Genomic DNA, 23,170 nt, shown 5'->3' on the forward strand with positions numbered 1-23,170 from the left:
GCCGGCTTGCAGCTTTCCTTCACCTGAAGCTCACGCCACAGGTTGTGAAATTTTCTTAAGGGACTGCCGGCTGCAGGCATTTTGGGATATAATCGGGCGATATCATAGAGTTCAAGCAACTTTTAAAATAGAGCGCAATGATTTCCGAAGTGTACAATGGGTTTTAATCCAGACAGCCAAAACAAGGACACAAAAAGGAATATTTTCCGACCGGCGTCTCTAGAGCGCCTGTCTTCGCCAGAGCGTCTCGACCAGCTGATGCAGGTGCTCGCTCCTCAAGATTGGCTGGCTGTCGCGGTTTTTGGGGGTTTGGCAATTATCGGTTTGGGATGGAGCGCTGTCGGTCGCATTCCCATCACTGTGGAAGGTCGCGGTATCTTTATGCAGCCCCGTCAAGTTGTCGAGCTGCAATCTTCTATTGGCGGACAGTTAAAATCTGTAAATGTTAAGAACGGACAGTGTGTTAAGAAAGATGAAGTGCTGGCGACTGTCGAGCCGGTGGAGCTGCTCGAACAGTTAAGGCTGGCTAAAGAAAAGCTGGAGCTGTTGCAAAGACAAGAGCGGGATGCAACACTGGTTTCTGGGCAGCGGATGGAATTGGAAAAAAGCGCGATTTCGGCGACGCAAGCGAGTTTGCAAAAACGCTTGCAAGACGCTACAGCGCTGACTCCTGTTCTCAAAGAAAAAAGTGCCGGTGCGATTGAAAAACAGCGCCTTAGTCTGGAGCAGCGCTTAAAGGAAACTCAAGCTTTCGCTCCCGCACTGAAAGAGAAGGGACTGACAGCGCTCGCGCAACAGCGAATCTCTCTGCAGCAACGCTTAAAAGATGCAGAAGCTCTAGTGCCCCTACTCGAACAAAGACTCCAGAAACGCCGCGAACTGGCCAATTCAGGAGGCATATCGACAGACTCGCTTTTACAGGTTGAGCAAGAATACAAAGAGGGAATGCAGAAAATAGCTGAGTTGCAAACTCAGTTGAAAGAGCTGGATTTGACTGAAGCTCAAACTCAGCAAACCTACGAAGATAGCGTCAATAAAATAGGCGAGATGCAGGCGCAGTTGCAAGAGCTGGAAGTGCAGCGGGCCAAAAGTGAGCGCGAATATTTAGATAACCTGAACGCAATTAGGGACATAGAAACTCAATTGCAAGAACTGGAGACTAAAGCCAAACGCCTGGAGCAAGAAAGTCTGGAAACGTCAAGTCAGCGGCAAAAAGAAATTCAAGAAGTCAGCCGAGGCATTAGTAAGCTGGAGCGGGATATCTCCGAAAACAGCCGCATTTTAAGCGCTCAAGAGGGCTGCATTTTAGAATTCAGTGCTGCTCTGGGACAAGTGGTTCAGCCTGGGAGTCGATTGGGCAATATGCGGGTAGGAGGTGAGGAGAATATGGGGCTAGCACTGGCTTATTTTATGATTAAGGATGGCAAGCAGATTAAACCGAAGATGTCGATTCATATAACTCCGGATACGGTACAGCGAGAGCGATTCGGCGGGATTGTCGGGAAAGTGACTGGCGTTTCCCCTCTCCCCGTGACTCCAGAAGGAACGGTTGCTGCGATTGGCAATTCTCAGGTGGTGAAAAATCTCATCGGCGAGGCGGGTACGGCTATTGAAATTACGGCTGAGTTGGAAACTGACCCCCGCACGCCTAGCGGGTACAAGTGGTCTTCTTCTAAGGGACCGGACTCGAAAATTACGTCAGGAACGACGGCGACTGTGCGGGTGACAGTTGAAGAGCGAGCGCCGATTACTTTCGTGCTGCCTTTCTTGCGCGAACTGGCTGGGATGAATTAATATTAACCTAAGGAAAGCACCGAATGAGGCAGAGCCTCCAAAGCAGCGTTCCCAGGCAGAGCCTGGGAACGAGGTTATTGGCCATAAGAAGCGTTTTGCCAGTTCGTGCAGTTCAGACAAATCAATATTATTTGAAGACTCAAACTATGCAATCTGTAAAAAATCTATTCAACCCAAACAAAAAACCAAAATACTACAACACTCGCGCTAAAACTCCGACTGTATTGCAGATGGAAGCTACTGAGTGCGGGGCGGCGGCTTTGGGGATTGTACTCAGCTATTACGGGCGAATTGTGTCTTTGCCGGAACTGCGAATTAGTTGCGGCGTCTCTCGCGATGGTTCTAACGCTTTGAACCTGATTAAGGCGGCTCGCAGCTACGGAATGGTGGCGAAGGGCTTAAAGAAGGAAATCGAACCTCTGCAAGAGTTAAAGCCGCCTTATATCGTGTTTTGGAATTTTAATCACTTTCTGGTGGTGGAGGGGTTTGTCGGGAATCGCGTCTGGCTCAACGATCCGGCAACAGGTCCCCGCAGTGTGACGATGGAGGAGTTTGACGAGAGCTATACCGGCGTTGTCTTGGTGATGGAACCGGGGCCAGATTTTGAAAAAGGCGGGCGCAATCCCAGTATTGTTAGGGCTTTATATTCTCGCCTGAAGAATTCCTGGAAGGAACTGCTGTTTTGTGTTATAATTGGGTTTCTGTTGGTGATTCCCAGTTTGGCGCTGGCGGCTATGAGCCAGGTGTTTGTCGATAGCGTGCTGATTCAAAGGCGCTACGAGTGGCTGAAACCTGTGTTGCTGGCGATGGGAGGGCTGGCACTGGTGCAAGCGGCGATGAGTTTTGTGCAGTTGCGCAAGCTGAGATACTTGAATTTGCGCTTGTCCATCAGCATGACGGGGCAATTTTTCTGGCATATATTGCACTTGCCGGTGAGTTTCTACGCCCAGCGTTTCGCGGGATAAATTAGCAGTCGGATTGGGATTAATAATAAAGTTGCCCGGGTGCTGTCGGGGCAGTTGGCGAGAACGGCAATCGATGCTGTGATGGTGTTTTTCTATGGGGCGGCGATGCTGGCTTATGACTGGGTGCTGACTTTAATCGGTGTGGCGGCGATTGCGGTTAATATAACTTTTGTTCAGCTTATGGCCCGCCAGTGGAAGGATTTAAGTTTGCGGCTGTCTTACGATAGCGGCAAGCTGGCGGGGGTGGAAATTGCGGCGCTGCAAAGTATTGAAACGATTAAGGCGGGGGGGCTGGAGTCGGATTATTTCGCTCGCTGGGCGGGATATTACTCGAAAGTAACTACAGCCCAGCAAGAAATGAGGCAAAATCAGCAGTGGCTATCCCTGCTGCCGCCGCTGATGTCGTCTCTGAGTTCGATGGCGCTGCTGGTGGTTGGGGGGTTGCGGGTGATTGACGGACATTTGACAATTGGCATGCTAATTGCTTTTCAGGGGTTGATGAGCCGGTTTCAAGAGCCGGTGAATACTTTGGTGGGGTTGGCGACGACAATTCAAAACCTGGATGGGGATATGAAACGGTTGGATGACGTGCTGCGCCACCCCACCGATCCGGCGCTGGATGTGGGGGAGGGTTCGCCAACTATCCACGCTACAGCAGATATTTCCGCTCAATCCGCCCCGACTTGGCCCGCAGACCGCTATCGCTTGCAGGGATATGTGGAACTGAGCAATATCACTTTTGGCTACAGTCGGGTGGATGCGCCGCTGATTGAAAATTTCAGCTGCACGCTGCAACCGGGACAGCGGGTGGCCTTTGTGGGCAGCAGCGGTTCGGGCAAGTCCACGCTGTCGAAACTGGTGACTGGGCTTTACGCACCTTGGGAGGGCGAGATTTTGTTCGATGGGGTGAGTCGGCAGCAGATTCCCCGTCCGGTGATGGCCAATTCTCTGGCGATGGTGGAGCAGGAGATTTTTCTATTTGAGGGGACGGTGAGGGAGAATTTGACGCTGTGGGATGAGACGATTCCCGATGAGCAGTTAATGAGGGCGTGTCGGGATGCGGCGATTCTGGATGTGGTGATGGCGATGCCGGGGGGGTTGAATGGCAAGTTGCTGGAAGGTGGGGCCAATTTGAGTGGGGGACAGCGGCAGCGGTTGGAGATTGCTCGCGCTTTGGTGAACAATCCGGCGATTCTGGTGATGGATGAGGCGACTTCGGCGCTGGATGCGGAGACGGAGAAGCGGATAGATAGGAATCTGCGGCGGCGCGGGTGCACTTGCATTATTGTGGCCCACCGGCTGAGCACGATTCGGGATTGCGATGAGATTGTGGTGCTGGAAGGGGGGAAGGTGGTGCAGCGGGGAACGCATGAGGAAATGAAGGGATGCGATGGCCCTTATGCGCGGTTGATTGGGGCTTCGTGATTTTATGGAGATATTGAGGGCGTTGTGTGAAGTTGCGGTAAAGTTCCAGAACGCTCATCCGGCGTGAAATCCTCGTGAGAGTCAGGTAGGAGAGGGGTTTTCATCTATGTAAAGTTTTTGTGAAGATGAAAAGTGCTTCGGAAGAACAGGGAACAGCCGGGTTGGGGCCGGCGGTTACTCAATAAAAATACTTAGGTTTGGCGAAGTTTCTGTAGGGAAAAGTTCAGTGAATTTACTGTTGTCGGGGGGGGGGAGCAGCCATAATTGGATGAACAACTCAAAAATAAATTCCATCCCACATAAGGACAAAACATGAAAGCACGCAATTCTAAAATCGAACAAAAGAACCTGTCAGCTAAAGAAGCCCAAGTAGAAGAGCTGTCGGAAGACCAGTTGGCAGCAGTTTCGGGCGGTGCCGCCCCTGGTCACTTATGATGATCCACACGATAGCATAATATTAAATCATCCCCAAGGCTTTTGTCAAGGACTTGGGGGTGATTTTTAATTTCCCCCCCTCCCTTTCCCATACTGGGCACTCCCCGATGCGCCACTTGTGGATTCCCGCATTCGCGGGAATGACATCCCTTTGTAGAATAAGTCATATTATGAACGGTTGCGACGGCATTGTAGAGATACGCGATATAGCGGTTCTCAGTTTGATGTACTTATGGTACATAAACCCGATTTCGTAGTGCCGGTGGCACTGTGCCCGCCCCTGCCGTTAGCGTAGCGGCTCCGTTAGGAGCGGTTTCTCCTTAGCACACTAATCTGAGAGACGCGATAAATCGCGTCTCTACAAGAGTTTTGCAATAAGGATGCCACCGGAATTGATATCAGAGATTGAACCAATTTTCAATTTTAAGATTTTCAAACCCCGCATAATCGACAACGTTGTTTGTTACCAACGTCAAATTATTTACCCGAGCGATAGCTGCGATTTGTCCATCTGCGTACCCCGGAGTTTTGCCGATTGCTGTCAGTCTGGCTCGTTCGCTCGCGAACCACTCAGCCGCTGCCATATCATAGGGGAGGATAGGAATTTTTTGTTTGACTTCTCTCAATAAATAGGCTTCAATAATCAGGCGTTTATTTGACTCGACTGGTAGGCGATAACAGCCAAATAACAATTCATGGAAGACAACTGTGGCGGTGGCGATCGCGCCCGATTCTTGCTGTAGCATCCTGAGAACGGCTGGATTTGGGCGAGGGCGCAGGGGTTCCGAGAGGATGTTAGTATCTAATAGAAAGCGCATAAATCTAAAAACTTGCCTCCCGTAATGGTGATTTATCCCGCACTCCAGCAAAAATTTCATCAGGGTTGATTTCTGCTGTCTCTACGTTATATTCCTGCCGAAAATGTTCTAGGGATTCCCCAAAACCCTGGCTGCGCCGCAATTTTTCATATTCGGCAGCGGAAATAATCACAGCAATTTGTTTGCCTTGCCGAGTCACTTCAATGCTATCGCCTTGTTCGACTTCCTGAACAATTTTATTGAAGTTGACCGAAATTTCTTCGATTGAGTATTGAGCGGACATAAGTTATTACCAGCATAGAAGTTGTTGCAGTTGCACCCGCGCTCCCGCGCTGCGGTGCAGGGGCGGTTTACTTGCTTTATTATAGCGTTTCTCAGATTAGTGTGCTACTGACCGGCACCCAGACAGGACTTACGCAGCGACCTTAATTGTGGTGCCGGTGACGAAGCACGCGTTCCCCACCCTACATATAGAGGCTTTGCGTAAGTCCTGCCAGAGTGAGACGAGCCGGTGCTTCTCACCGGCACCCATCATGGTGCGAGACGCGCCGGTGGAAGCACACTCCAGAAACCGGGGTTCTACATTATCTGTCGCGCCATCAAATCGGCAAACATTCCCGGCTGCGCCATCAATTCCTCAAAATTGCCTACCTGTACCACTTCCCCTGCTACAATAACATAAATGCGGTCGGCGTGGCGAATGGTACTGAGCCGGTGAGCCACCACAATGCGAGTCACTCGCAAACTATCCAAACTTTCGCTGACAGTCGCCTGCGTGCGATTGTCCAAAGCACTCGTCGCCTCGTCAAAAATGAGAATTTTCGGTTTGAGAACTAGCGCTCGCGCGATTAACAGCCGCTGGCGCTGCCCGCCCGAAATATTCGTCCCGCCTTCCGAAATTACCGTGTGCATTCCCATCGGCATCTGCTCGATATCCTCGGCAAACCCCGCCATCTTCGCCGCTTCCCACGCTTCGTCGAACGTCACCAAAGCGCCGCCAGAAATATTATTAAAAATGGAACTGGTATTAATCCGCCCATCCTGCAACATCACCCCCAACTGCCGGCGCACCGCCAAAATATCCAACTCAGAAAGATCCTGACTGTCATAGTAAATCTTTCCCTCCTCCGGCTGCTCGAACCCCAACAGCAATCTCACAAGTGTTGATTTGCCACTGCCAGAAGGTCCCACCAAGGCGATAAATTCTCCCGGCTTAGCCTCGACTGTCACCTTATTGAGCGTTAAGGGCGCATCTTTCAGATAGCGGAAACTGACGCGCTCTAGCTTAACCGCACCCGCCAGCCTGCCGGGATCGGTTTTTCTGTCGTCAACCTCCGGTTTTTCCTCCAGAATCGGCTTGACTCGCTCCCAGATAATCGCAACTTGCATCACACTCACAAACGCGCCGCTCAAACCAGTAACCCCGCCCACAAAAGTGCCGAAAGCTGCATTGCAGGCCAAAAAAGTGCCGGTAGAAAAACCCGTCTGTCCTTGGGCTTGCGCTTGAGCAATAAGCGTCACACCCAGCCCGTAAAGTAAAATCGAACTAACCGTGGGCAAAAAAATATTAAATAGCGTCACGGCATCTTCTATCGCTTCCGTACTGAGCATCAATTCCAGCTGAGATCCGAATTTTTTCGCCCAGTGAGAGAACGCCCGTTCCTCCGCATCCGCCACTCGCAGCTTCGACACGCCGGCAATCAACTGCACCGTCAGCCCGAATATTTCACCGCTCATTTCTTGCATGGGAATCATCTTTTTGCGGGAGATAAAGAAAGAAAACAGTGTTATTGCCAGATTAACCGCCGCGATCGATAGCGCCACGAGCGCCAGTTGGAAACTGTAGAAAAACAGCAAACCCAAATTCAACAGGGCAAACAAACTGTTTAATACAGTTGCCATCACGGTGTTGCTGAGGATTTGGTTGAGCTGCGCGATTCCAGAAACCCGCATTTGCAAGTCGCCGAGGATAAACTTGTGAAAGAAATTGGCCCGCAACTTCAGGAGCCGGTCCCAAGTTGCCGCCTGAGTCTGAATTTCTGCGATAGTTTGCAAGCGAATCGTGGCGACATTTTGCACTAAATCTAGCAGCGTGCTGCCAAAACTGACCGCCAGCAACCCCAAAGCGAGTTGAAAAATAAGTCCGCGATCTGCGCTGGGAATGGCCTGGTCGATTAAAATGCCGGTCGCCTGGGGAGTCAGCATTCCCAACACCGATACAAACGCCCCCAGCCCCAAAATTATTACTCCGTCCCGCAGCGTCCACCGAGTGGCAAACTTGAGGATATCCAGGGCTTTCAGCACCCGGTCTGGGAACGGGCGATAGAAAACAAAGGCGAGGGGAGAAATGAGTTGAGCGGTGTCCGCAGTCAGCGGGATGCGGCGCTGAGTTTCTGGGTCAAAAATTTCATAGCGGTTTCTGCCTCGTGGTAGAATAGCAACAGGAGCTTCACCTTCTAAAGTATAAGCCAAAATTGGGCCGCAATCGAACTGCCACCAGCTCCCCCGCAAAATTATCCGGCGGGTGCGAATTTTGGAGGCGCGGGCGATTGCGGAAAGCGGATCTTTCAACCGCTGGAGGTCTTCCGATTTTGCCGGCGGGTGAATCTCGATACCCATCGCCCGCCCCACCGCTCCCGCCGCCACCAATAGCGCCGTTCCTTCTTGGGAAAAATTCTCTTGTTTGCGGCGAAAAACAGCGGTGAGGTGGGAGAGCGCCCTTTCGCTGGCGGCTTCGTTGAGCTGCTGGCGGGAGCGCAACTGTTCGGCTTGCAACAGTTCTTCCTGTCTGTCGAGTTGGTGCAAACCGAGTAAAAAGTCGGAGTGGAATTGTTCCAAACGCTCGCTGAGAGACTCCCGCGCCTGTAGCTGTCCAGCCTCGATATTATTAATAGTAATACCAGCCTCCCGCACAGCACCGGCGAGGCGCTCGCTCCACTCGCGCAAAGGCTGCAGGTCCAGCGCCTGCTCTATCCAATCTGACAGCGCCACCGGCACTAACTGCGTTTCTTCGTAAGCAACCGCAATCAGTTTGTGGGACTGACCCTCCCAAACCGGCGCTATTCCGAAAAGCACGTTCCCCGGACTGCCATCGAACAGATAGCGCCTAGCTCCTTGGGGTGCGCCGCTGATAGTGGGGATGGCAAACACCGCCATTGTTCCTGATTTCACGACCCACACCGTATCGGGTGCGTCGAGGGGGAAAGGGGTGTTGCCGGTGCAATTAATTAATGCTATCATTCCGCTACTGACTCGGTTCCCATCTCTTGAGGTGTTAGCTTTTTTTGCTAGTCTGCATATTACCACAAATTCAATCACTAAGAGGTCATTTAGCGCGGAAATGGACAGGCGGGACCTGTCCTACGTCTGGAAGGCGCAGGCGTCGAGAAGGCGGAACACCGGGGGAGCATCCCGTTTTTGCATTGGCAAGTGGGCCCAGGCGATTAGAAAGAGACTGTTGGCGAATTAACGGGGGGTTAGACCTCTGGCTAGTTGGCCAGGTTCCTGGCGATTGGAAATCGCGGCTATACAGACAAAGCCCGCCTTCGCGGGCTAAGAGTAGAGCGAGACTCTCACAATCTGCGCGGTTTTTTTCGAGGAAAGGAGAAGACAATGGTTCGCAGAAAGCTCCCCTCCCCGTTAACGGCTGCCGTTTATACACATCTTGGCTATGTGACGGCAGAAAAGCCCCTCACCCCCCCCAACCCCCCTCTCCCACAAGGGGGAGAGGGGGGAGAAAGAGGTTGTTCCAACTTCATGGAAAATTGGGCTCAGAGGGATTTGTGTATAAGCCGTAGCCCGTTAACGGGGAGGGGTTGGGGGTGGGGTAAAACCCCCTATCAATTCGCCAACACTATCTTAGAAATCGCGGCTATACAGACAAAGCCCGCCTACGCGGGCTAAAGAAAGAGGCGGGTAAACTTTCTTATGTCGGACGGAAAGCGGGAATACAAAAGTGGGATGCTCCCGAGCACCGGCGTCTCGCCTGCGCACCTTCGCCCCTCTCGCACAGGGGGGTTACTTTTCCGTAAACCGCCAAACCCCATCCCAATTTTCAGGCGCACCTCGCTCTAACAGGTAATTCGCCCGACTCAGATAAAGCTCGGCTGTTTTATCAGCATCATTCACCGCCAAAACCTGTTCAAAATAAAATTTTGCCTTCTCAAATGCCCCTTGGCGATATAAGTCTATCCCCCGCTCCAGAGCCGGCTGAGTTTGCAGTTTTAACTGTCTAACTCCCTCAAGTTCAGCATCCAGGACTTCATAAACCGAGAGGGGTTCATTTCTCCCCTTAACAACCACTCGATCCAGAAACCGGATTTGATACTGTTCAGCGTTGCTGAGATTCCGCAGCGCCTGCTCGGAAATCAGCAGAGACACGCCATAAAACTTGGTCAGCCCTTCCAAGCGAGCGGTGAGATTGACATTATCGGATAAAGCGTCTCCCTCCATGCGGTTTTCCTCTCCCACCATCCCCAACATCATGTGCCCGACATGGATGCCCATCCCGACTTTCAGGGGCAAGTAGCCTTTCTTTTCCCGCGCTATATTATACTCGTGAACTCGCCGCTGTTGGGCAACACCGGCAGCAACCGCATCATCCGCACCCTCAGGAAAAACCGCCATAATCCCATCCCCCAGAAATTTGACGATAATCCCATAATTATTGCGAATCTCCGGACCGACACGTTTGAGGTAGGCGTTGACAAAATCGAAGTTTTCCTTGGGAGTCATCCCTTCAGCCAGGGTAGTGAAGGAACGAATATCGCTGAACATCACCGCCATGATCTTGCTGACGTGATCGCCGAGCTTAACATCCGTAATGCTTTCCTTGCGGAGAAAGCCCAGGTATTCGTGAGGCACAAACCGCCCGTAAGCTTTCAGCAGAGATTCTTGCTGGAGGTTCGCATTTCTTAGCTCTTTCTCCCGCGCTTTAACGGTTTGAACCATCTGGGTGAACACCCTTGCCAGCTGTCCCAGTTCGTCGCTGCGTTTAGCGACTTCCGCCAGAAGATCGGGTTGAAACGCATCTCGCTCCACCTCTGCTGCAGCCGTCGTCACCTTACCTACTTGCTCGATGTAGGCGGCTTGACGCAGAATTTCCGCCTTGAAGAGAGCTTCAGCTTCCTGTCGTTTAAGAAAGTTTATATAAGCTTTGGAGTGATAGCGGATGCGGGCGACCAGCTCCACACGGTCAGGCAGTTTTACCAAATAGTCATTTGCCCCCAGGGCAAACGCTTTTGCTTTGATAACCGGCTCTTCCTTGCTGGAGATCACAATCAGCGGTATATTAGAGGTAGGCACGTCTTTGGCTCGCAGGTACTTCACCAGCAGCAACCCTTCCATTTGCGGCATTACCAGGTCTTGCAGGATAACGGTGGGCTTGCATTCTTTGGCTGCCTTGAGCGCTTTGGTGGGGTCATTACAGTAATGAAAGACGATATCCGCTTCCGGTTTTAGCATCCGGCCAATCGCTTCACCAATAATCGATTGGTCGTCAATCAGTAAAACGGTTATTTGCTCGTCCATAACAGTTATAATAGGTGGGGCAGGAAGAACAGAAACATGTCCGTCGGTGGGGCTAAAGCCCAACTACAAACCTTTTTAAGTCAGGACCGACCTAATTAGGCTCGCGGGTGGGGCTAAAGCCCAACTACAAACCTTTTTAAGTCAGAACCGACCTAATGAGGCTCGCAGGTGGGGCTAAAGCCCAACTACAAACCTCCTTGGCGGTTCATTATTAAACATGCTGCATGCTAGCAACTCAGGTTAACTTCTCAAGCAGGGTTGTGGCAATGGCTTCCAGAGATAGCACCTCCACAGCGGCATCCAACTCCACCGCAGCCTTGGGCATCCCGTAGACACTGCAACTCTCTTTATTCTGAGCGATCGTATGCCAGCCTTGCAATCGCAAAGCCCTCAATCCAAGAGCGCCATCCCGACCCATGCCGGTGAGCAGAATAGCAGTCCCCTTGCCTTTCCAGTTTTCGGCGAGACTCTTGAAAAACACGTCAACAGACGGACGGTAGGGGTAGCTGGCAGGATTTTTGGTGTAACCAAACGTTAAATCGGGTTTTAAGTAGAGGTGATCGTTCGTCCCCGCCACCAAAACCGTGCCTTTGCGCGGGCGGTCGCTGGCAGCAGCCAGCCGCACCGGCAGTGCGGTTTGCAGCGCCAGCCACTCAATAAACCCACTAGCAAATTGACCGTCAACGTGCTGGACAATGACCAGCGCAGCGCCAAAACCCGCAGGGATCTGGGACAGGATCGCCGCCAGCGCTTTCGGTCCCCCCGCAGACGACCCAATCGCCACTAATGGCACTGCAGGCGACGATTCCTGCCGGCGCTCTAAATTAGCGTAGCGAGAGGCAAACTTCCCTTTGCTGCCTGCCGGTGCCGGTTTCAGCAATTTGCGAATTCTAGCAATTTTTGCCAGTAGCTTGCTAGCCATTTCACCACTGCCGTCAGCACCCAAAACCGGCGTGTCAACCGCATCCAGCGCTCCGTATCCCATCGCTTCATAGACTTTCGACATATTTGTCTCAGTGCAAGCGGTCACGATCAGAATCGCGCAGGGATAGCATTTCATAATGAGCTGAGTTGCCTCGGCACCATCCATCACCGGCATCAGCAAATCCATGAGGATTAAATCCGGAGGATCTCTATGGCACTTCGCAACTGCTTCCGCGCCATCGCGAGCCGTCCAAACCACCTGACAGTCGGGCACAGCCTCCAGGACACGTCGCAGTCCCACTACAGCGGTCGTCATGTCGTTAACGATCGCAACTTTCATACTTAACGACCTATTAAATCAGCGACCGCATTAATCATCGTTTCGTCCTGAAAACTGCTCTTCGTCAAATAGTAATCAGCGCCAGCCTCCAGCCCCTGAATGCGGTCCTCTTCTCGGTCGCGGTAGGAGACGACAATCACCGGCACATAATGCAAGCGCGGATGGCTCTTCATTTGCCGGATCAGTTCAATTCCATTCATGCGCGGCATGTCAACGTCAGTAATCACCAAGTCGTAGTCCTTGGTGCGGACCGCATTCCATCCCTCCACACCGTTAATCGCAATATCCACATAGTACCCCCGATTTTCCAACAACTTGCGCTCCATTTCCCGCACCGTGATCGAGTCATCAACAACCAGAATCCTCTTGCGCTTGTCTGCGATTTCGCGCTCGCTTTGAACACTCACCTTGGCCAGCCGGCCCCCTTTCAGTATAGCATCCATCGATCGCACCATGTCCGACACATCCAGAATCAGAACCGGCGTTCCATCTCCCAGTAAAGCCGTTGCGCTGATATCGGGAACTTTCCCCAAGCGCGGATCGAGAGGTCTCACCACTAAATCGCGCTCGCCGAGAAACTTTTCCACGCTCAAGCCATAGGTGCTGTCTCGCTCGCTAATCACCACGACAGCAACTGAGCCTGGCTTGGGAGGCGGTTCCGGCAGTTCTAAAACCTGATGGGCGGCAATCAGCCCAATATTCTGCTCATTTCTTGTAAAATATTGGCGATTTTCCACATCGAAAATATCCTCGCGAACCAAAGTAACAATCTGGTCAATTCGAGCCAGTGGGATAGCGTAAGGTTTCCCAGAAATTTCAACCAGTAGCGTGCGAACAACCGACAGAGTTAGCGGCAGTTGAAAGTGAAAACTCATCCCTTTTCCTGGCGGGGACATCGCCCTGACCGTCCCTCCCACCTCATGGGCCATACTTTGCGCGATATCGAGTCCCACTCCCCGCCCAGAGATTTCCGTCACCTGTTTGGCGGTGGAAAATCCGGGTAAAAATATAAACTCCATCAACTCCGCATCGGTGAGCTGAGCCGCCATTTCAGCAGTTACTAAGTTTTTGCTGACGATCTTCTGGCGCAAGCGCTCGCGATCGATCCCTCGCCCGTCGTCGGTCACGGAAATCGCCAGCATTCCGCCCCGGTGAAAAGCTTCCAGACGAATCGTGCCTTCAGGAGGTTTTCCGGCTGCAATTCGCTCTTCGGGAACTTCAAGTCCGTGGTCAACCGCATTGCGGAGAATGTGGGTCAGAGGGGCTTCCAACTTCTTGAGAATGTCGCGATCGACCGGCGTTGACATGCCAGCAATATCTAACTTGACTTGCTTGTCCTGCTTGCGCGCCAAATCGCGAACCATTCGGGGAAAACCCTGTATGCCGTCGGCAAAGGGGCGCATGTGGGAGCTAATCACCTCCCGGTAGAGCCGGTCGGACAAATTCGCAGTCCGGCGCGCATATAACTCTAGCTCATCAATGCGAGCGCCCAGCAGCTGAACGCACTCCTGTTCGCAGATCCGCGCTTGTTCTAGGTATTCCTTTCCCTCTTGGCGCTCCAAATTGCGGTCGAAGGCATCCTGCAACTGTTCTAGGTTTCTGGAAAGTTCGCGCAGCCGGGATTTCAAGGACATCATAGAATCGGCAAACGGTTGCAGCCAGTTGGCTTCAATTAATGACTCTCCGGCTAGCCCCATGATGCGGTTCAAGTTATCCGCACTGACTCGCACCACTCGATCCTGAGCTGCGCTTTTTTCTGAGGCGGAACTGGATTTTTTGCCTCGCTCCGGACGCTTCCTGTCTGGCGGGAGTGCCCGCGGGGGAGACGAGCTGCTGGCGGCTGCTATCTCAGGAATTGGCTGGGGGCTGACTTTGCTGGGAATTGCCACTACAGGGGTTGCGGAAACAGCCGGAACCAAAGACGCGGAAGATGCGGGAGTTTCCCGAATAACCTCTGCCGGTTTGGCCTTCTCCCTGACGCTTTGGGGTTTGGCTTCGGGGTTAAAAATTGCAGCAATCTCCGCTTGCGTCCCCTCAAAATCTGCTTGATGTTCCGCCAGCCAGCCGGCCATTTCAGTGTCGCTGACCTGACTGATATTGGCGAACAAATCCACGCCCTGAAGCAGCACATCCACATCATCGGGATTCAGGGTGATGGTTTTATTTTGCGCGGCGGCAAAACAGTCTTCCATAACGTGAGCCAGGTTGACTGCCACATCTAGCGCCACAATCCGGGCGGCTCCTTTTATGGAGTGAGCCGCGCGCATCAAGGCTTCCAATTCCTGTCCCGATTGGGGCTGGATCTCCGCAGCCAGCAGTCCGTTATTGAGGATAGCAACTTGCGCCTCCACTTCCAGGCGGAACAAATCCATCATGGAACTGTCCTCCTCACTCAAAATAGGAGCTGGAGTTGAGGGAGGGGCTGCAATTGAGGCGCTTTCTTCACGAGAGCCGGTGAGCGCACTTGCCTCTGGAAAAGAAGTGATTTCTGGACTGAGTGCCGGTGGCTGTAAAGCCGGCACAAACTCGCTAATCGCCTCGACGGCAGGAGCTGATATAGTTGCGGGCGGTGCCGGTTGGGAAACAGCCGGCAATTGAGGCATTGAAAGCGTTACCGCACTCTCTCCGACAGCCTGAATAGGCGTTGCCGCCGAAGCCGCTCTCCCAGCACTCAGGATGACGGAAATCGCTCTCTGCGCGATCGTCAGCTCCCAGCTATGGTCCGCCATCCAGCGCTCAAATTCGCCAAGAGCCGCAGCGCTCATACCCAACAGCAAATCGCTGGCGTGGCGCAACAGTTCAATCTGCTCTTCGCCCAGTATAATAGTCCCGTTCAGAGCCGCAATAAAACACTCCTTCATTAGCTGCGCCAAGGTGGACGCCGGATCAATTTCTACAAGTTGGCTGCTTCCCCAGAGCGAATGGACTGCTTGTGCGGCTCGGTCGAGTTCAGTCGCAGAGACTGGCTGCGTTCTGAGCGCCGGCAGACATTCCTTGATGGTGGCAACCTGAGTTTCAACTTCCTGGCGAAACAGTTCCAGAATCGTGTAATCGCTCATATCGGCTTTCCGCTGTGCTACAATATTTTATCACTGAGGGTGTAGAACAGCAATTCGCTGTCGAGATAATTGACTTTCTTGCCCTCCCAGTAAACAATCCCTTGGGTGTACCCTTCGTCGGCTTTGGTAATGACCACGGGTGCCGGCTGCAGCTCCTTGAGGTGAAACCGGAAAATCCCGTGCACCTCATCAACGGGAAAAACCCACTTGTCCTCGCCCTGTCCCGCCACGATCATTCGTTTGAGATCGAGCCGGTTGAGTGTGGGGGGAGTCCCCTCAGTTGACTGAATATTCAACAGATGACTGAGAGAGGCGCAGAGTAAGGTTTCCCCGCGAATATTTACCAGCCCCAAAAATAACTTGTTGCTCCGGTGAGGCAGGGGTTGAATGACGGAAGGATGGGTAACTTCTTGCAGCATCCGCACCGGCAGCGCCAATCTCTCATTCCCCAGCCGAAAGATAATGATGGAAATCGCATCTGGTGTGCGGATGATGGCTTCATTCGCTTCAGCGATGTCCTGACCGGCAGGCGTTTCTGCCAGAATCCCTAGCCACTCTTCCAGATAATCCTGCGCTGGTTCCCGTTCCAGCAAACTGTCGCCCACTGCAGCATAAACTGGACATTCATGGCAGTGGATTACGGTTGGTAACTGACTGCAGGAGCGATCCCCCATCACGCCTATCTGATTCCAGCAATCATTAAAAATGGGGCCATCGCTGCCAAGGTTTTCTTCATTCATAAGCATTTGGTTCCGCCTGAAGCTCTGACTTGAAAAGGTTTGTAGTTGGGCTTTAGCCCAAAAGTTTGTAGTTGGGCTTTAGCCCAAAAGTTTGTAGTTGGGCTTTAGCCCAAAAGTTTGTAGTTGGGCTTTAGCCCAAAAGGTTTGTAGTTGGGCTTTAGCCCAATACCCTTCCAGGCTCCCGCCTGGGAACGCCCTACCAGAGGCTCTGCCTCGTTTTAAACCTAATTTTGCACCTTAAATTTAGAAATTTCTTCCCGCAACGATCGGGCGGCATCGTCCAACTGCTCCAAGGCGCTGTTGGTTTCCCGCAAGGCATCCACGGTTTGCTGGGAAGCCTCAGTTAATTGCTCCATTGCTTCGCTGATTTGCTGCGCCGCCTGAGCTTGATCCTCCATACTGTGGCCCACCTGCTCAAACTGAGGGGGCAAACTTTGCACTTGACTGATCACTTTACCAATTTGGTGGCTGATCTTGCTCACCCGCTCCACACTATCCGTCACCGATTTGTTGAATTTATCCATTTCCATCACCCCCACCGACACCGCCGATTGCATGTCTTTGACAATTTGCTCAATTTCCAGCGTCGCCACGGCAGTCTGGTTAGCCAGCCGGCGGATCTCTCGCGCCACCACCGCAAAGCCGGCACCGTACTCTCCAGCCTTTTCCGCTTCAATCGCCGCATTCAGCGACAGGATACTGGTTTGATCGGCCACTTTGGTAATCGTCACCACCACATTGTTAATGTTGGCGGCTTTTTTATTCATCACTCCCAGTTTGGACGTGATCGAGTTGGTCGCTTCTGTGAGCTGCCGCATCGTGTTTTCCATTTCCTCAAGTTCGTCTCGGCTGTCGCTCGCTCCCGCAGCCGTGTTCTGAGTCATGGTGGCGACTTGCTCCATCATTTTCACTAACTTTTGGGAGGTGCGGGCAATTTCCTGAGCGGTTGCTGTGACTTCATTGGTGGAAGCGAGCTGTTCTGTCGCTGTGGCTTCCAGTTCTTTGCCCGAGGCAGCAATTTGAGTGGAAGAGGTGGTAATTTGCACGCCAGACTTCTGAATGCGCCGAATCAAGGAATTCAAGTTCTTGTTCATCGTCGCAAAGGCTGTTTGCAATTTGCCGATTTCGTCGGAGCGGTTGGACGCCTGAATCTGCGCAGTCAAATCCCCACTGGAGATTTTTTGGGCCACCTCTACCACCTCACTGATCTGGCCGGCTAGGTTGTAAAATGCGGTTTGCAATTGGCCGATTTCGTCTTGCTGCTCTTCCGAGGACAGCACGCTCCTCCCCGTCACATTTTTGCTGCTGGATATTTGGCAAGAAAGTTTCACCAAATCCGCCACCTTGGCGGTTATTGATTTGCTGAAGTAATATCCAAAAATTACCGCAGTCAGAGGGCCAATCAGCAAAGCGACAATCAGCCAGAATGTGCCGCCAGCCGCCTTTTTTTTAGCACTCCCAGCTGTGTCCAGACCAAAATCTTCGTTGCGCTTTATATCTTCGAGCAGGTATTTTGTTGCCGCCTCAAAGGAGGGACGATTATTTTGGGCTTGCTGGTGGAGCTGATCCAAAACAGCACGGGCTCTTTTGACGGCTGCCATTTCAGGAGAGCTGTCTCTGCCTTGCCGGATCAGTTCAAGTTCTTTTGCCACTGGGTTGAGAATCCCCAAGCTCTCGAACTGTTGATTCGCTAGCATGAATCTTTCATGATTTTGTTTCCACTGATTCCAGGCCGTCTTTAGCTGTTCGTATATTCTCTTTTCTTCCTCAGTTTTTTCTGTTTTTTCATACTGGTTAAATCCGCTATCAATCTGCTGCCAAGCGCTTTTAATTCGGTCGATTTCCGCATTTCTTTCAGCTTGGGTTAGCTCAACGTCCAGTAAAGCTCGTTCTGAGGATTCTATTTGGGTTTGCCCTTCATTAATTTTCCACAAACTTATTACACTGGGCAGGCTATTTGTGCTGATCGTGTTTAGGGCTTGGCTCAGGCTGGCATTCACACTCCAACCCACCAAAGCCACAACTAACACAATTAAACCAATGAACATAAACGCGCCGGTCAGCCGCGTCTGTAAACTCATGTTCTTTAGCATACACTGCTCCCGATTCCTCTCTTAAGAAAAGTTTCGATATTCAGGCTTCGCAGTCTCATCTCCCTGATTTCGGAACTCGGCTTAGTTGCGCTCGCCTTTTTCAAGTTGCCCAAAGCGTTCTGCTCCCCAGTTTGAGGTCTGGCGCTCAAAGGGTTGCCGGTCAAAAACTTTGAGAAAAGCATCTAGCTCGGAACTCCCACAGAGAGAACAACGATTTTCCACTGCCCTAGCCATTTTGCCAAGCCCCTCAATCTTAGCATCGATGCCTGTTTTTTGGCGCAACCGGCTCTCAATGGGTTCAATGCGCGCCAGACTCACTCGCACAGTTGTCTCCCGCCGCCAGCAGGTAGGTATGTTTTGCGTCAGAAAATAGCTCCTCTAGCTGAATGCGCTGAATTATCCCTTTCTCATCCATCTTCATTGCACCTAAGTAAGGGGCTTCTGTGACTCGAATGCCGGAGTCTACAAAGTCCTTTTTTGGCGCGTTAAAGGTTTCTGTGATCCTTTCGGCGATTAAACCCAAGTATTGCAGCGTGTTATTCTTGAGAGGGCATCTCACCATAATAATCCGCGTACTCAGGCAGAACCGGCTGGGGGTCCCCCGAATCAAATGGCACAGATCGATGACCGGCACGATCTCGCCCCGATAATTAAATAAACCCGCTACATACTCCGATACGTGATAAATTTTCCTCAGCGGAACGCGCGGAATTACCTCAACAACGCTGGAACTCTCAATGGCGTACAAATCACTGCCAACGTGGAAAAGCAACATTAACACAGCTGTGACCTTTAATTTCTCTAGGGGAGTGACGCCCGAATTTTACTGACCAACCGCTACAAATCGAAACCCTCGATTAACACTCCCACCGGCGTCCCTTCATCCGCCGGCGTCGCAGCTTCAATTTCTGGCACCGTTCCCTCATTCAAACACTTAAACACCTCCGCCAGGATGCGAGCGATCAGTGACAGCTGTTTGCTGCACTCATAAAGTGCCGATTGATAAATAGCTCTCCTGTGCGAGTTTCTGGAATCGCCTATTTTCTGGGTTCTGGCGCAGATTTGGGCGATGCTACAGCCCGGTCTTCCATCAATCTTAACCAAACAAGCGCCGGCTCCCTTGAAAACAGGACTTACTCTCCCTCAGAAAGCAGCCGGTCTATCTGTGCGAGCAAAGATTCCAATTGCTGGCACTTCTCGGAATTTTCCCACACCTTTGACTTGCTGGCTTTTTTGTAAGTAGCTTCCAGCCGCGCCTGCAGTTGAGAGCGCTCTTTCGGGGGCAGCAATGCTTTCACCCGCTGGCGGATTTCCCCCAAGGATAGTTCCAAGGCGAGCGCTTCCGACAGCAGGACTTGACGCTCTGACTGAGATTTAATTTTGGCTATTTCTTTGGCCTTAGTGTATTCCAGGTGTCCAGAGCGCAAAGCTTCCAGAATGTCGGAGGGCAGATTGAGCAGCGGGAGCCGGTTGGTCACGAATGACTCCCAGGACATCAGCCCCAAAGACTCAAACACCCATTTGACCGTTTCAGCTTCCGGCTTACCCATAACGTTCTGGGGAGTTTTTCCTTTCACTTCGTTTTGCATTCGGTGCAGAAGTGACTTCGCACCGGCAGCGGAACACCGCAGGGATATGGCCAGCAGCTCCAGTATCCCTTCCGTCTGCTCAATCGGGTTTAAATCCTGCCGTTGCAGGTTCTCAATCAGGGCATATTGCACAGCTTGCTGTTCGGTCATCTCCCGAACCGTCACCGGCACTTCCGCCAGATCCGCAAGCTGCGCCGCCTTGAAGCGCCGGTGTCCAGCCACTAACTCGTAGTTTTCCCCCACAGGTCTGACTAATATCGGCTGAAGGATGCCTTCTTTCTTCACGGATTCTACCAGCGCCTGCATTGCAGTGGACTCAAAATAGCGGCGCAGTTGAGACTGGGGGGCAGTAATTTTGCTTATAGGAAGCCGATAGGAAACAGGGGATTCTTTGTCGGCTGTCGTAAGAACCGTTTTCAACTTAGGGCACTCCCAAAAAGAACTTCTGCCACTCATCCTCTAGAGTAAGCTAATGAAACCCCGGAATCAACAAATCTTGCCCCATGCCCCATGCCCAAAAACAAAATAGGGCCTATTTAATAGGCCCTACTTGACATTTCAGCAGAAATGTGCTACTGCAAATCTACTAACGGACACCGGCTGGCTTGTGGACGATGAAGCTGAGAACTTGGCACTGCTTCACGTTGTCAAAAGCCACCACGCGGATGTAGCAATTCGGGTACTCAGACCGGCACTGCTGCACTTCGCTAAGGACTTCTTGGGGGCTGCGGGCGCTGAACAGGGGCAGCTTCCACATCGTCCAGTAAAACAGAGTCGGATCGGAGTTTTCATTAAACTCCACCGCAGGAAAATAACCCTTATCCAAAACGTACTGGATCTGCTTGGCAATCTGCGAGTCCGTCAGGGGGGGCAGATAAGAAAGGGTTTCGTAACGGCGCTCTTTGGGTAGAGTTTTCATTGTTGCTTCCTTCGTCTGTTGCTGGAATCTACGGTAATTTTTGCGGATTTGGGACGCCCCGATTGGGGGATTTGGGCATTGACCTCACCCATTCCCCACCGGCTTAACGCCCACTGGCACCTAACTGGAGCGATTGTCCCAATTAGGCTCAGAGCTAATTTCAAATTCGGGATGGCTAGCAGAGTCAGGTAAGCTGGCGTGCGTCATGCGCTCCAGATGCTGCCGGCGATATTCCATATTTGCCTCACGGATGCCGGTGCGAACCAAATCAGGCAAAGAGTTGGCCACTTCCTCGACGAGGTACTCCCGCACGGTCATAATCCGGAAGGCCAGGTCTTGTTCCACCTGCAGCAGCTCCCGCAGGTACTCCTCTCCGTCCTGGATCTTTCCCGTGGAAGAAAAACCATTCAGCCAGATCGCCAAGGGCGGATTCGTCTCGCTCAGCTGAGCCATAACGGTTCGCACCGCTTGATACGTCAGGTAACTCGCCAGCACCTTGGCGGTCTCTTTGGCAATTTGTTTTACGTCCATGCTGTCGTGAGTTTTGATATAGGTGTTTGTCTTCTACCAAAATCCTTCATAAAGGACTGTTACATCCTTTACTAGGTACAACACTCTACCTATTTTCCCCTGGCATTTCCAGGCGACAGCCCAGAAGCTTTCGGGATACTTCAGACCCATGTCCGCAGGATTTTGCCAAAGATGGCCATTTTCAGCAGAGCGCCAGCCCTGTCCTGTCCCTGACTGTAGCTTTTCGCCCGTCTCGAATCCCCAGTCCTGAGTTCTGAGCGAGATTTTTCACTCAGCACCCAGCACTGGGCGCGCTCAAAGTCAAGATCAGACGGTATCCATCGCCTCGAACTCGAACTTGATTTCCTTCCACAGTTCGCAAGCTGCAGCCAGTTCAGGCGACCACTTGCAGGCTTCGCGGATCACGTCGTTGCCTTCGCGGGCCAGGTTGCGGCCTTCGTTGCGGGCTTGGATGCAGGCTTCCAGCGCCACGCGGTTGGCGGTTGCGCCCGGAGCGTTGCCCCAGGGGTGGCCCAGGGTGCCGCCGCCGAATTGCAGCACGGAGTCATCGCCGAAGATTTCCACCAGTGCCGGCATGTGCCACACGTGGATACCGCCGGAAGCGACGGCCATCACGCCAGGCATAGAGGCCCAGTCTTGGGTGAAGTAGATCCCGCGAGACTTGTCTTGCTCGACATAGTTTTCGCGCAGCAGGTCCACAAAGCCCATCGTGATGCCGCGCTCGCCTTCCAGCTTGCCCACCACGGTGCCGGTGTGGATGTGGTCGCCACCGGACATCCGCAGGGTCTTGGCCAATACGCGGAAGTGAATCCCGTGGTTCTTCTGCCGGTCGATCACAGCGTGCATAGCGCGGTGGATGTGCAGCAGCAGGCCGTTATCGCGGCACCACTTGGCCAAAGTCGTGTTGGCGGTGAAGCCGGCGGTGAGGTAGTCGTGCATGATGATGGGCATTTCGAGTTCTTTGGCGAACTCAGCCCGCTTCATCATTTCTTCGCAGGTGGGCGCGGTGACGTTCAGGTAGTGGCCCTTGATTTCGCCGGTTTCCGCTTGCGCCTTCTTGATGGCGTCCGCGACGAACAGGAAGCGGTCGCGCCAGCGCTGGAACGGCTGGGAGTTGATGTTTTCGTCGTCTTTGGTGAAGTCCAAACCGCCGCGCAAGCACTCATAGACGGCGCGACCGTAGTTCTTCGCAGACAGGCCCAGTTTGGGCTTGATCGTGCAGCCCAGCAGGGGGCGGCCATACTTGTTGAGCTTGTCGCGCTCTACTTGGATGCCGTGGGGGGGACCTTGGAAGGTCTTCAGGTAAGCAACAGGAATCCGCAGGTCTTCGAGACGCAGAGCCCGCAGGGCTTTGAAACCAAACACGTTCCCCACGATGGAGGTCAGCATGTTGGTCACAGAGCCTTCTTCAAACAGGTCGAGGGGATAAGCAACGTAGCAGATGAATTGGTTATCTTCGCCGGCAACGGGCTCGATGTCGTAGCAGCGCCCCTTGTAGCGATCCAGGTCAGTCAGCAGGTCTGTCCACACGGTCGTCCAGGTGCCGGTGGATGACTCAGCAGCCACAGCAGCGCCGGCTTCTTCCGGAGGAACGCCAGGCTGGGGCGTAACGCGGAACGCCGCCAGAATATCGGTATCTTTCGGCGTGTAGTCCGGAGTGTAGTAAGTCAGCCGGTAGTCCTTAACGCCGGCCTTGTAGCCAGTCTTTGCTTGTGTCTGAGTCGAGGCGTAGGTCATAATCCCCCTTCCTAGGAATCATGGAATGAGCAGGTTGCTTTTCTTAAGCTTTTATAAATATACCAGGGGATGCCATAAGTTAAACTTCAAATCTCTTTTTGTAAAACATAACCATTCTTTATCATTCACCACAATCCTTAACTTTTTGTTACGCCAGGGCGAGCGAGCGCTCAAATGTGCGTCGGGCTTGGGGTGTGGGGATTTTGGACGCCCCGGTTAGGGATGGGGCGGGCTCGCGTGGGGCGTGGGCCACGCGAGCGCTGGGCCACGCG

Annotated in this window: 17 protein-coding genes and 1 pseudogene; 3 read left to right on the top strand and 15 right to left on the bottom strand. The window is 52.6% G+C overall.

Features of this window, described 5'->3' with window-relative positions; genetic code table 11:
• The first annotated feature begins 156 nt into the window (after window positions 1–156).
• The 3 genes and pseudogenes from OSC10802_RS0113770 to OSC10802_RS47615 all read left to right on the top strand — a co-directional run bounded on the left by OSC10802_RS0113770 (window position 157) and on the right by OSC10802_RS47615 (window position 4,619).
• Window positions 157–1,794 carry an NHLP bacteriocin system secretion protein gene (locus tag OSC10802_RS0113770; RefSeq protein ID WP_017717347.1) on the top strand — a complete coding sequence of 546 codons (1,638 nt, stop codon included), beginning with the start codon at window positions 157–159 and terminating at the stop codon, window positions 1,792–1,794.
• 146 nt (window positions 1,795–1,940) lie between these two features.
• Window positions 1,941–4,184, top strand: a pseudogene (locus OSC10802_RS56465) (NHLP family bacteriocin export ABC transporter peptidase/permease/ATPase subunit).
• 312 nt (window positions 4,185–4,496) lie between these two features.
• Window positions 4,497–4,619, top strand: coding sequence for a bacteriocin (locus OSC10802_RS47615; protein ID WP_017717351.1), 123 nt, complete (start codon window positions 4,497–4,499; stop codon window positions 4,617–4,619).
• A 398-nt stretch (window positions 4,620–5,017) separates the two neighbouring features.
• On the opposite strand, the gene OSC10802_RS0113790 is transcribed toward OSC10802_RS47615, so the two are convergent.
• The 15 genes from OSC10802_RS0113790 to OSC10802_RS0113870 all read right to left on the bottom strand — a co-directional run bounded on the left by OSC10802_RS0113790 (window position 5,018) and on the right by OSC10802_RS0113870 (window position 22,898).
• A complete protein-coding gene (locus OSC10802_RS0113790; protein ID WP_017717352.1) occupies window positions 5,018–5,437 on the bottom strand; it encodes a type II toxin-antitoxin system VapC family toxin in 420 nt (139 codons plus the stop codon).
• 4 nt (window positions 5,438–5,441) lie between these two features.
• On the bottom strand, window positions 5,442–5,720 hold the full coding sequence (locus OSC10802_RS0113795; protein WP_017717353.1) for a type II toxin-antitoxin system Phd/YefM family antitoxin: 279 nt from the start codon (window positions 5,718–5,720) through the stop codon (window positions 5,442–5,444).
• A gap of 296 nt (window positions 5,721–6,016) precedes the next feature.
• A complete protein-coding gene (locus OSC10802_RS0113800; RefSeq protein ID WP_026098457.1) occupies window positions 6,017–8,677 on the bottom strand; it encodes an NHLP bacteriocin export ABC transporter permease/ATPase subunit in 2,661 nt (886 codons plus the stop codon).
• 777 nt (window positions 8,678–9,454) lie between these two features.
• Window positions 9,455–10,966 carry a response regulator gene (locus tag OSC10802_RS0113810; protein ID WP_017717356.1) on the bottom strand — a complete coding sequence of 504 codons (1,512 nt, stop codon included), beginning with the start codon at window positions 10,964–10,966 and terminating at the stop codon, window positions 9,455–9,457.
• 235 nt (window positions 10,967–11,201) lie between these two features.
• Complete coding sequence (locus OSC10802_RS0113815; RefSeq protein ID WP_026098458.1) at window positions 11,202–12,230, bottom strand: chemotaxis response regulator protein-glutamate methylesterase; 1,029 nt, start codon at window positions 12,228–12,230, stop codon at window positions 11,202–11,204.
• Window positions 12,231–12,232: 2 nt separating this feature from the next.
• Window positions 12,233–15,289: a hybrid sensor histidine kinase/response regulator gene (locus tag OSC10802_RS0113820; RefSeq protein WP_017717358.1), complete on the bottom strand. Its 3,057-nt coding sequence runs from the start codon at window positions 15,287–15,289 to the stop codon at window positions 12,233–12,235.
• Between the two features lie 17 nt (window positions 15,290–15,306).
• A complete protein-coding gene (locus OSC10802_RS0113825; RefSeq protein WP_198525116.1) occupies window positions 15,307–16,029 on the bottom strand; it encodes a chemotaxis protein CheW in 723 nt (240 codons plus the stop codon).
• 224 nt (window positions 16,030–16,253) lie between these two features.
• Window positions 16,254–18,110, bottom strand: a complete 1,857-nt coding sequence (locus OSC10802_RS0113830) for a HAMP domain-containing methyl-accepting chemotaxis protein (RefSeq protein WP_017717360.1) — start codon at window positions 18,108–18,110, stop codon at window positions 16,254–16,256.
• A 93-nt stretch (window positions 18,111–18,203) separates the two neighbouring features.
• On the bottom strand, window positions 18,204–18,440 hold the full coding sequence (locus tag OSC10802_RS0113835) for a hypothetical protein (RefSeq protein WP_017717361.1): 237 nt from the start codon (window positions 18,438–18,440) through the stop codon (window positions 18,204–18,206).
• Window positions 18,421–18,897 (bottom strand): chemotaxis protein CheW, encoded by a 477-nt coding sequence (locus OSC10802_RS0113840; RefSeq protein WP_017717362.1) that lies wholly within the window; start codon window positions 18,895–18,897, stop codon window positions 18,421–18,423. Before OSC10802_RS0113840 ends, OSC10802_RS0113835 begins: the two co-directional genes overlap by 20 nt.
• Before the next feature lie 62 nt (window positions 18,898–18,959).
• Entirely contained in the window at window positions 18,960–19,226 is a 267-nt protein-coding gene (locus OSC10802_RS0113845; RefSeq protein ID WP_017717363.1) for a hypothetical protein, read from the bottom strand.
• A gap of 29 nt (window positions 19,227–19,255) precedes the next feature.
• On the bottom strand, window positions 19,256–20,131 hold the full coding sequence (locus OSC10802_RS0113850) for a ParB/RepB/Spo0J family partition protein (protein ID WP_017717364.1): 876 nt from the start codon (window positions 20,129–20,131) through the stop codon (window positions 19,256–19,258).
• Between the two features lie 166 nt (window positions 20,132–20,297).
• Window positions 20,298–20,630, bottom strand: coding sequence for a ribulose bisphosphate carboxylase small subunit (locus OSC10802_RS0113855; RefSeq protein WP_017717365.1), 333 nt, complete (start codon window positions 20,628–20,630; stop codon window positions 20,298–20,300).
• A gap of 120 nt (window positions 20,631–20,750) precedes the next feature.
• The gene (rcbX, locus tag OSC10802_RS0113860; protein WP_017717366.1) at window positions 20,751–21,161 is read right to left on the bottom strand and encodes a RuBisCO chaperone RbcX; all 411 of its coding nucleotides are present in this window, start codon (window positions 21,159–21,161) and stop codon (window positions 20,751–20,753) included.
• Window positions 21,162–21,467: 306 nt separating this feature from the next.
• A complete protein-coding gene (locus tag OSC10802_RS0113870) occupies window positions 21,468–22,898 on the bottom strand; it encodes a form I ribulose bisphosphate carboxylase large subunit (RefSeq protein ID WP_017717367.1) in 1,431 nt (476 codons plus the stop codon).
• Window positions 22,899–23,170: the final 272 nt, after the last annotated feature.

The sequence above is a fragment of the Kamptonema formosum PCC 10802 genome, assembly GCF_000332335.1.
In the GTDB taxonomy this organism is placed as follows: domain Bacteria; phylum Cyanobacteriota; class Cyanobacteriia; order Cyanobacteriales; family Oscillatoriaceae; genus Oscillatoria.

Excerpts from the sequence above, each read along its gene's own strand:
- rcbX (WP_017717366.1), bottom strand. The coding sequence starts at position 21,161 with ATGGACGTAAAACAAATTGCCAAAGAGACCGCCAAGGTGCTGGCGAGT.
- OSC10802_RS0113840 (WP_017717362.1), bottom strand. The coding sequence starts at position 18,897 with ATGTTGCTTTTCCACGTTGGCAGTGATTTGTACGCCATTGAGAGTTCC.
- OSC10802_RS0113815 (WP_026098458.1), bottom strand. The coding sequence starts at position 12,230 with ATGAAAGTTGCGATCGTTAACGACATGACGACCGCTGTAGTGGGACTG.
- OSC10802_RS0113855 (WP_017717365.1), bottom strand. The coding sequence starts at position 20,630 with ATGAAAACTCTACCCAAAGAGCGCCGTTACGAAACCCTTTCTTATCTG.
- OSC10802_RS0113795 (WP_017717353.1), bottom strand. The coding sequence starts at position 5,720 with ATGTCCGCTCAATACTCAATCGAAGAAATTTCGGTCAACTTCAATAAA.
- OSC10802_RS47615 (WP_017717351.1), top strand. The coding sequence starts at position 4,497 with ATGAAAGCACGCAATTCTAAAATCGAACAAAAGAACCTGTCAGCTAAA.
- OSC10802_RS0113810 (WP_017717356.1), bottom strand. The coding sequence starts at position 10,966 with ATGGACGAGCAAATAACCGTTTTACTGATTGACGACCAATCGATTATT.
- OSC10802_RS0113770 (WP_017717347.1), top strand. The coding sequence starts at position 157 with ATGGGTTTTAATCCAGACAGCCAAAACAAGGACACAAAAAGGAATATT.
- OSC10802_RS0113825 (WP_198525116.1), bottom strand. The coding sequence starts at position 16,029 with ATGAATGAAGAAAACCTTGGCAGCGATGGCCCCATTTTTAATGATTGC.
- OSC10802_RS0113870 (WP_017717367.1), bottom strand. The coding sequence starts at position 22,898 with ATGACCTACGCCTCGACTCAGACACAAGCAAAGACTGGCTACAAGGCC.
- OSC10802_RS0113830 (WP_017717360.1), bottom strand. The coding sequence starts at position 18,110 with ATGAGTTTACAGACGCGGCTGACCGGCGCGTTTATGTTCATTGGTTTA.
- OSC10802_RS0113800 (WP_026098457.1), bottom strand. The coding sequence starts at position 8,677 with ATGATAGCATTAATTAATTGCACCGGCAACACCCCTTTCCCCCTCGAC.
- OSC10802_RS0113790 (WP_017717352.1), bottom strand. The coding sequence starts at position 5,437 with ATGCGCTTTCTATTAGATACTAACATCCTCTCGGAACCCCTGCGCCCT.
- OSC10802_RS0113820 (WP_017717358.1), bottom strand. The coding sequence starts at position 15,289 with ATGAGCGATTACACGATTCTGGAACTGTTTCGCCAGGAAGTTGAAACT.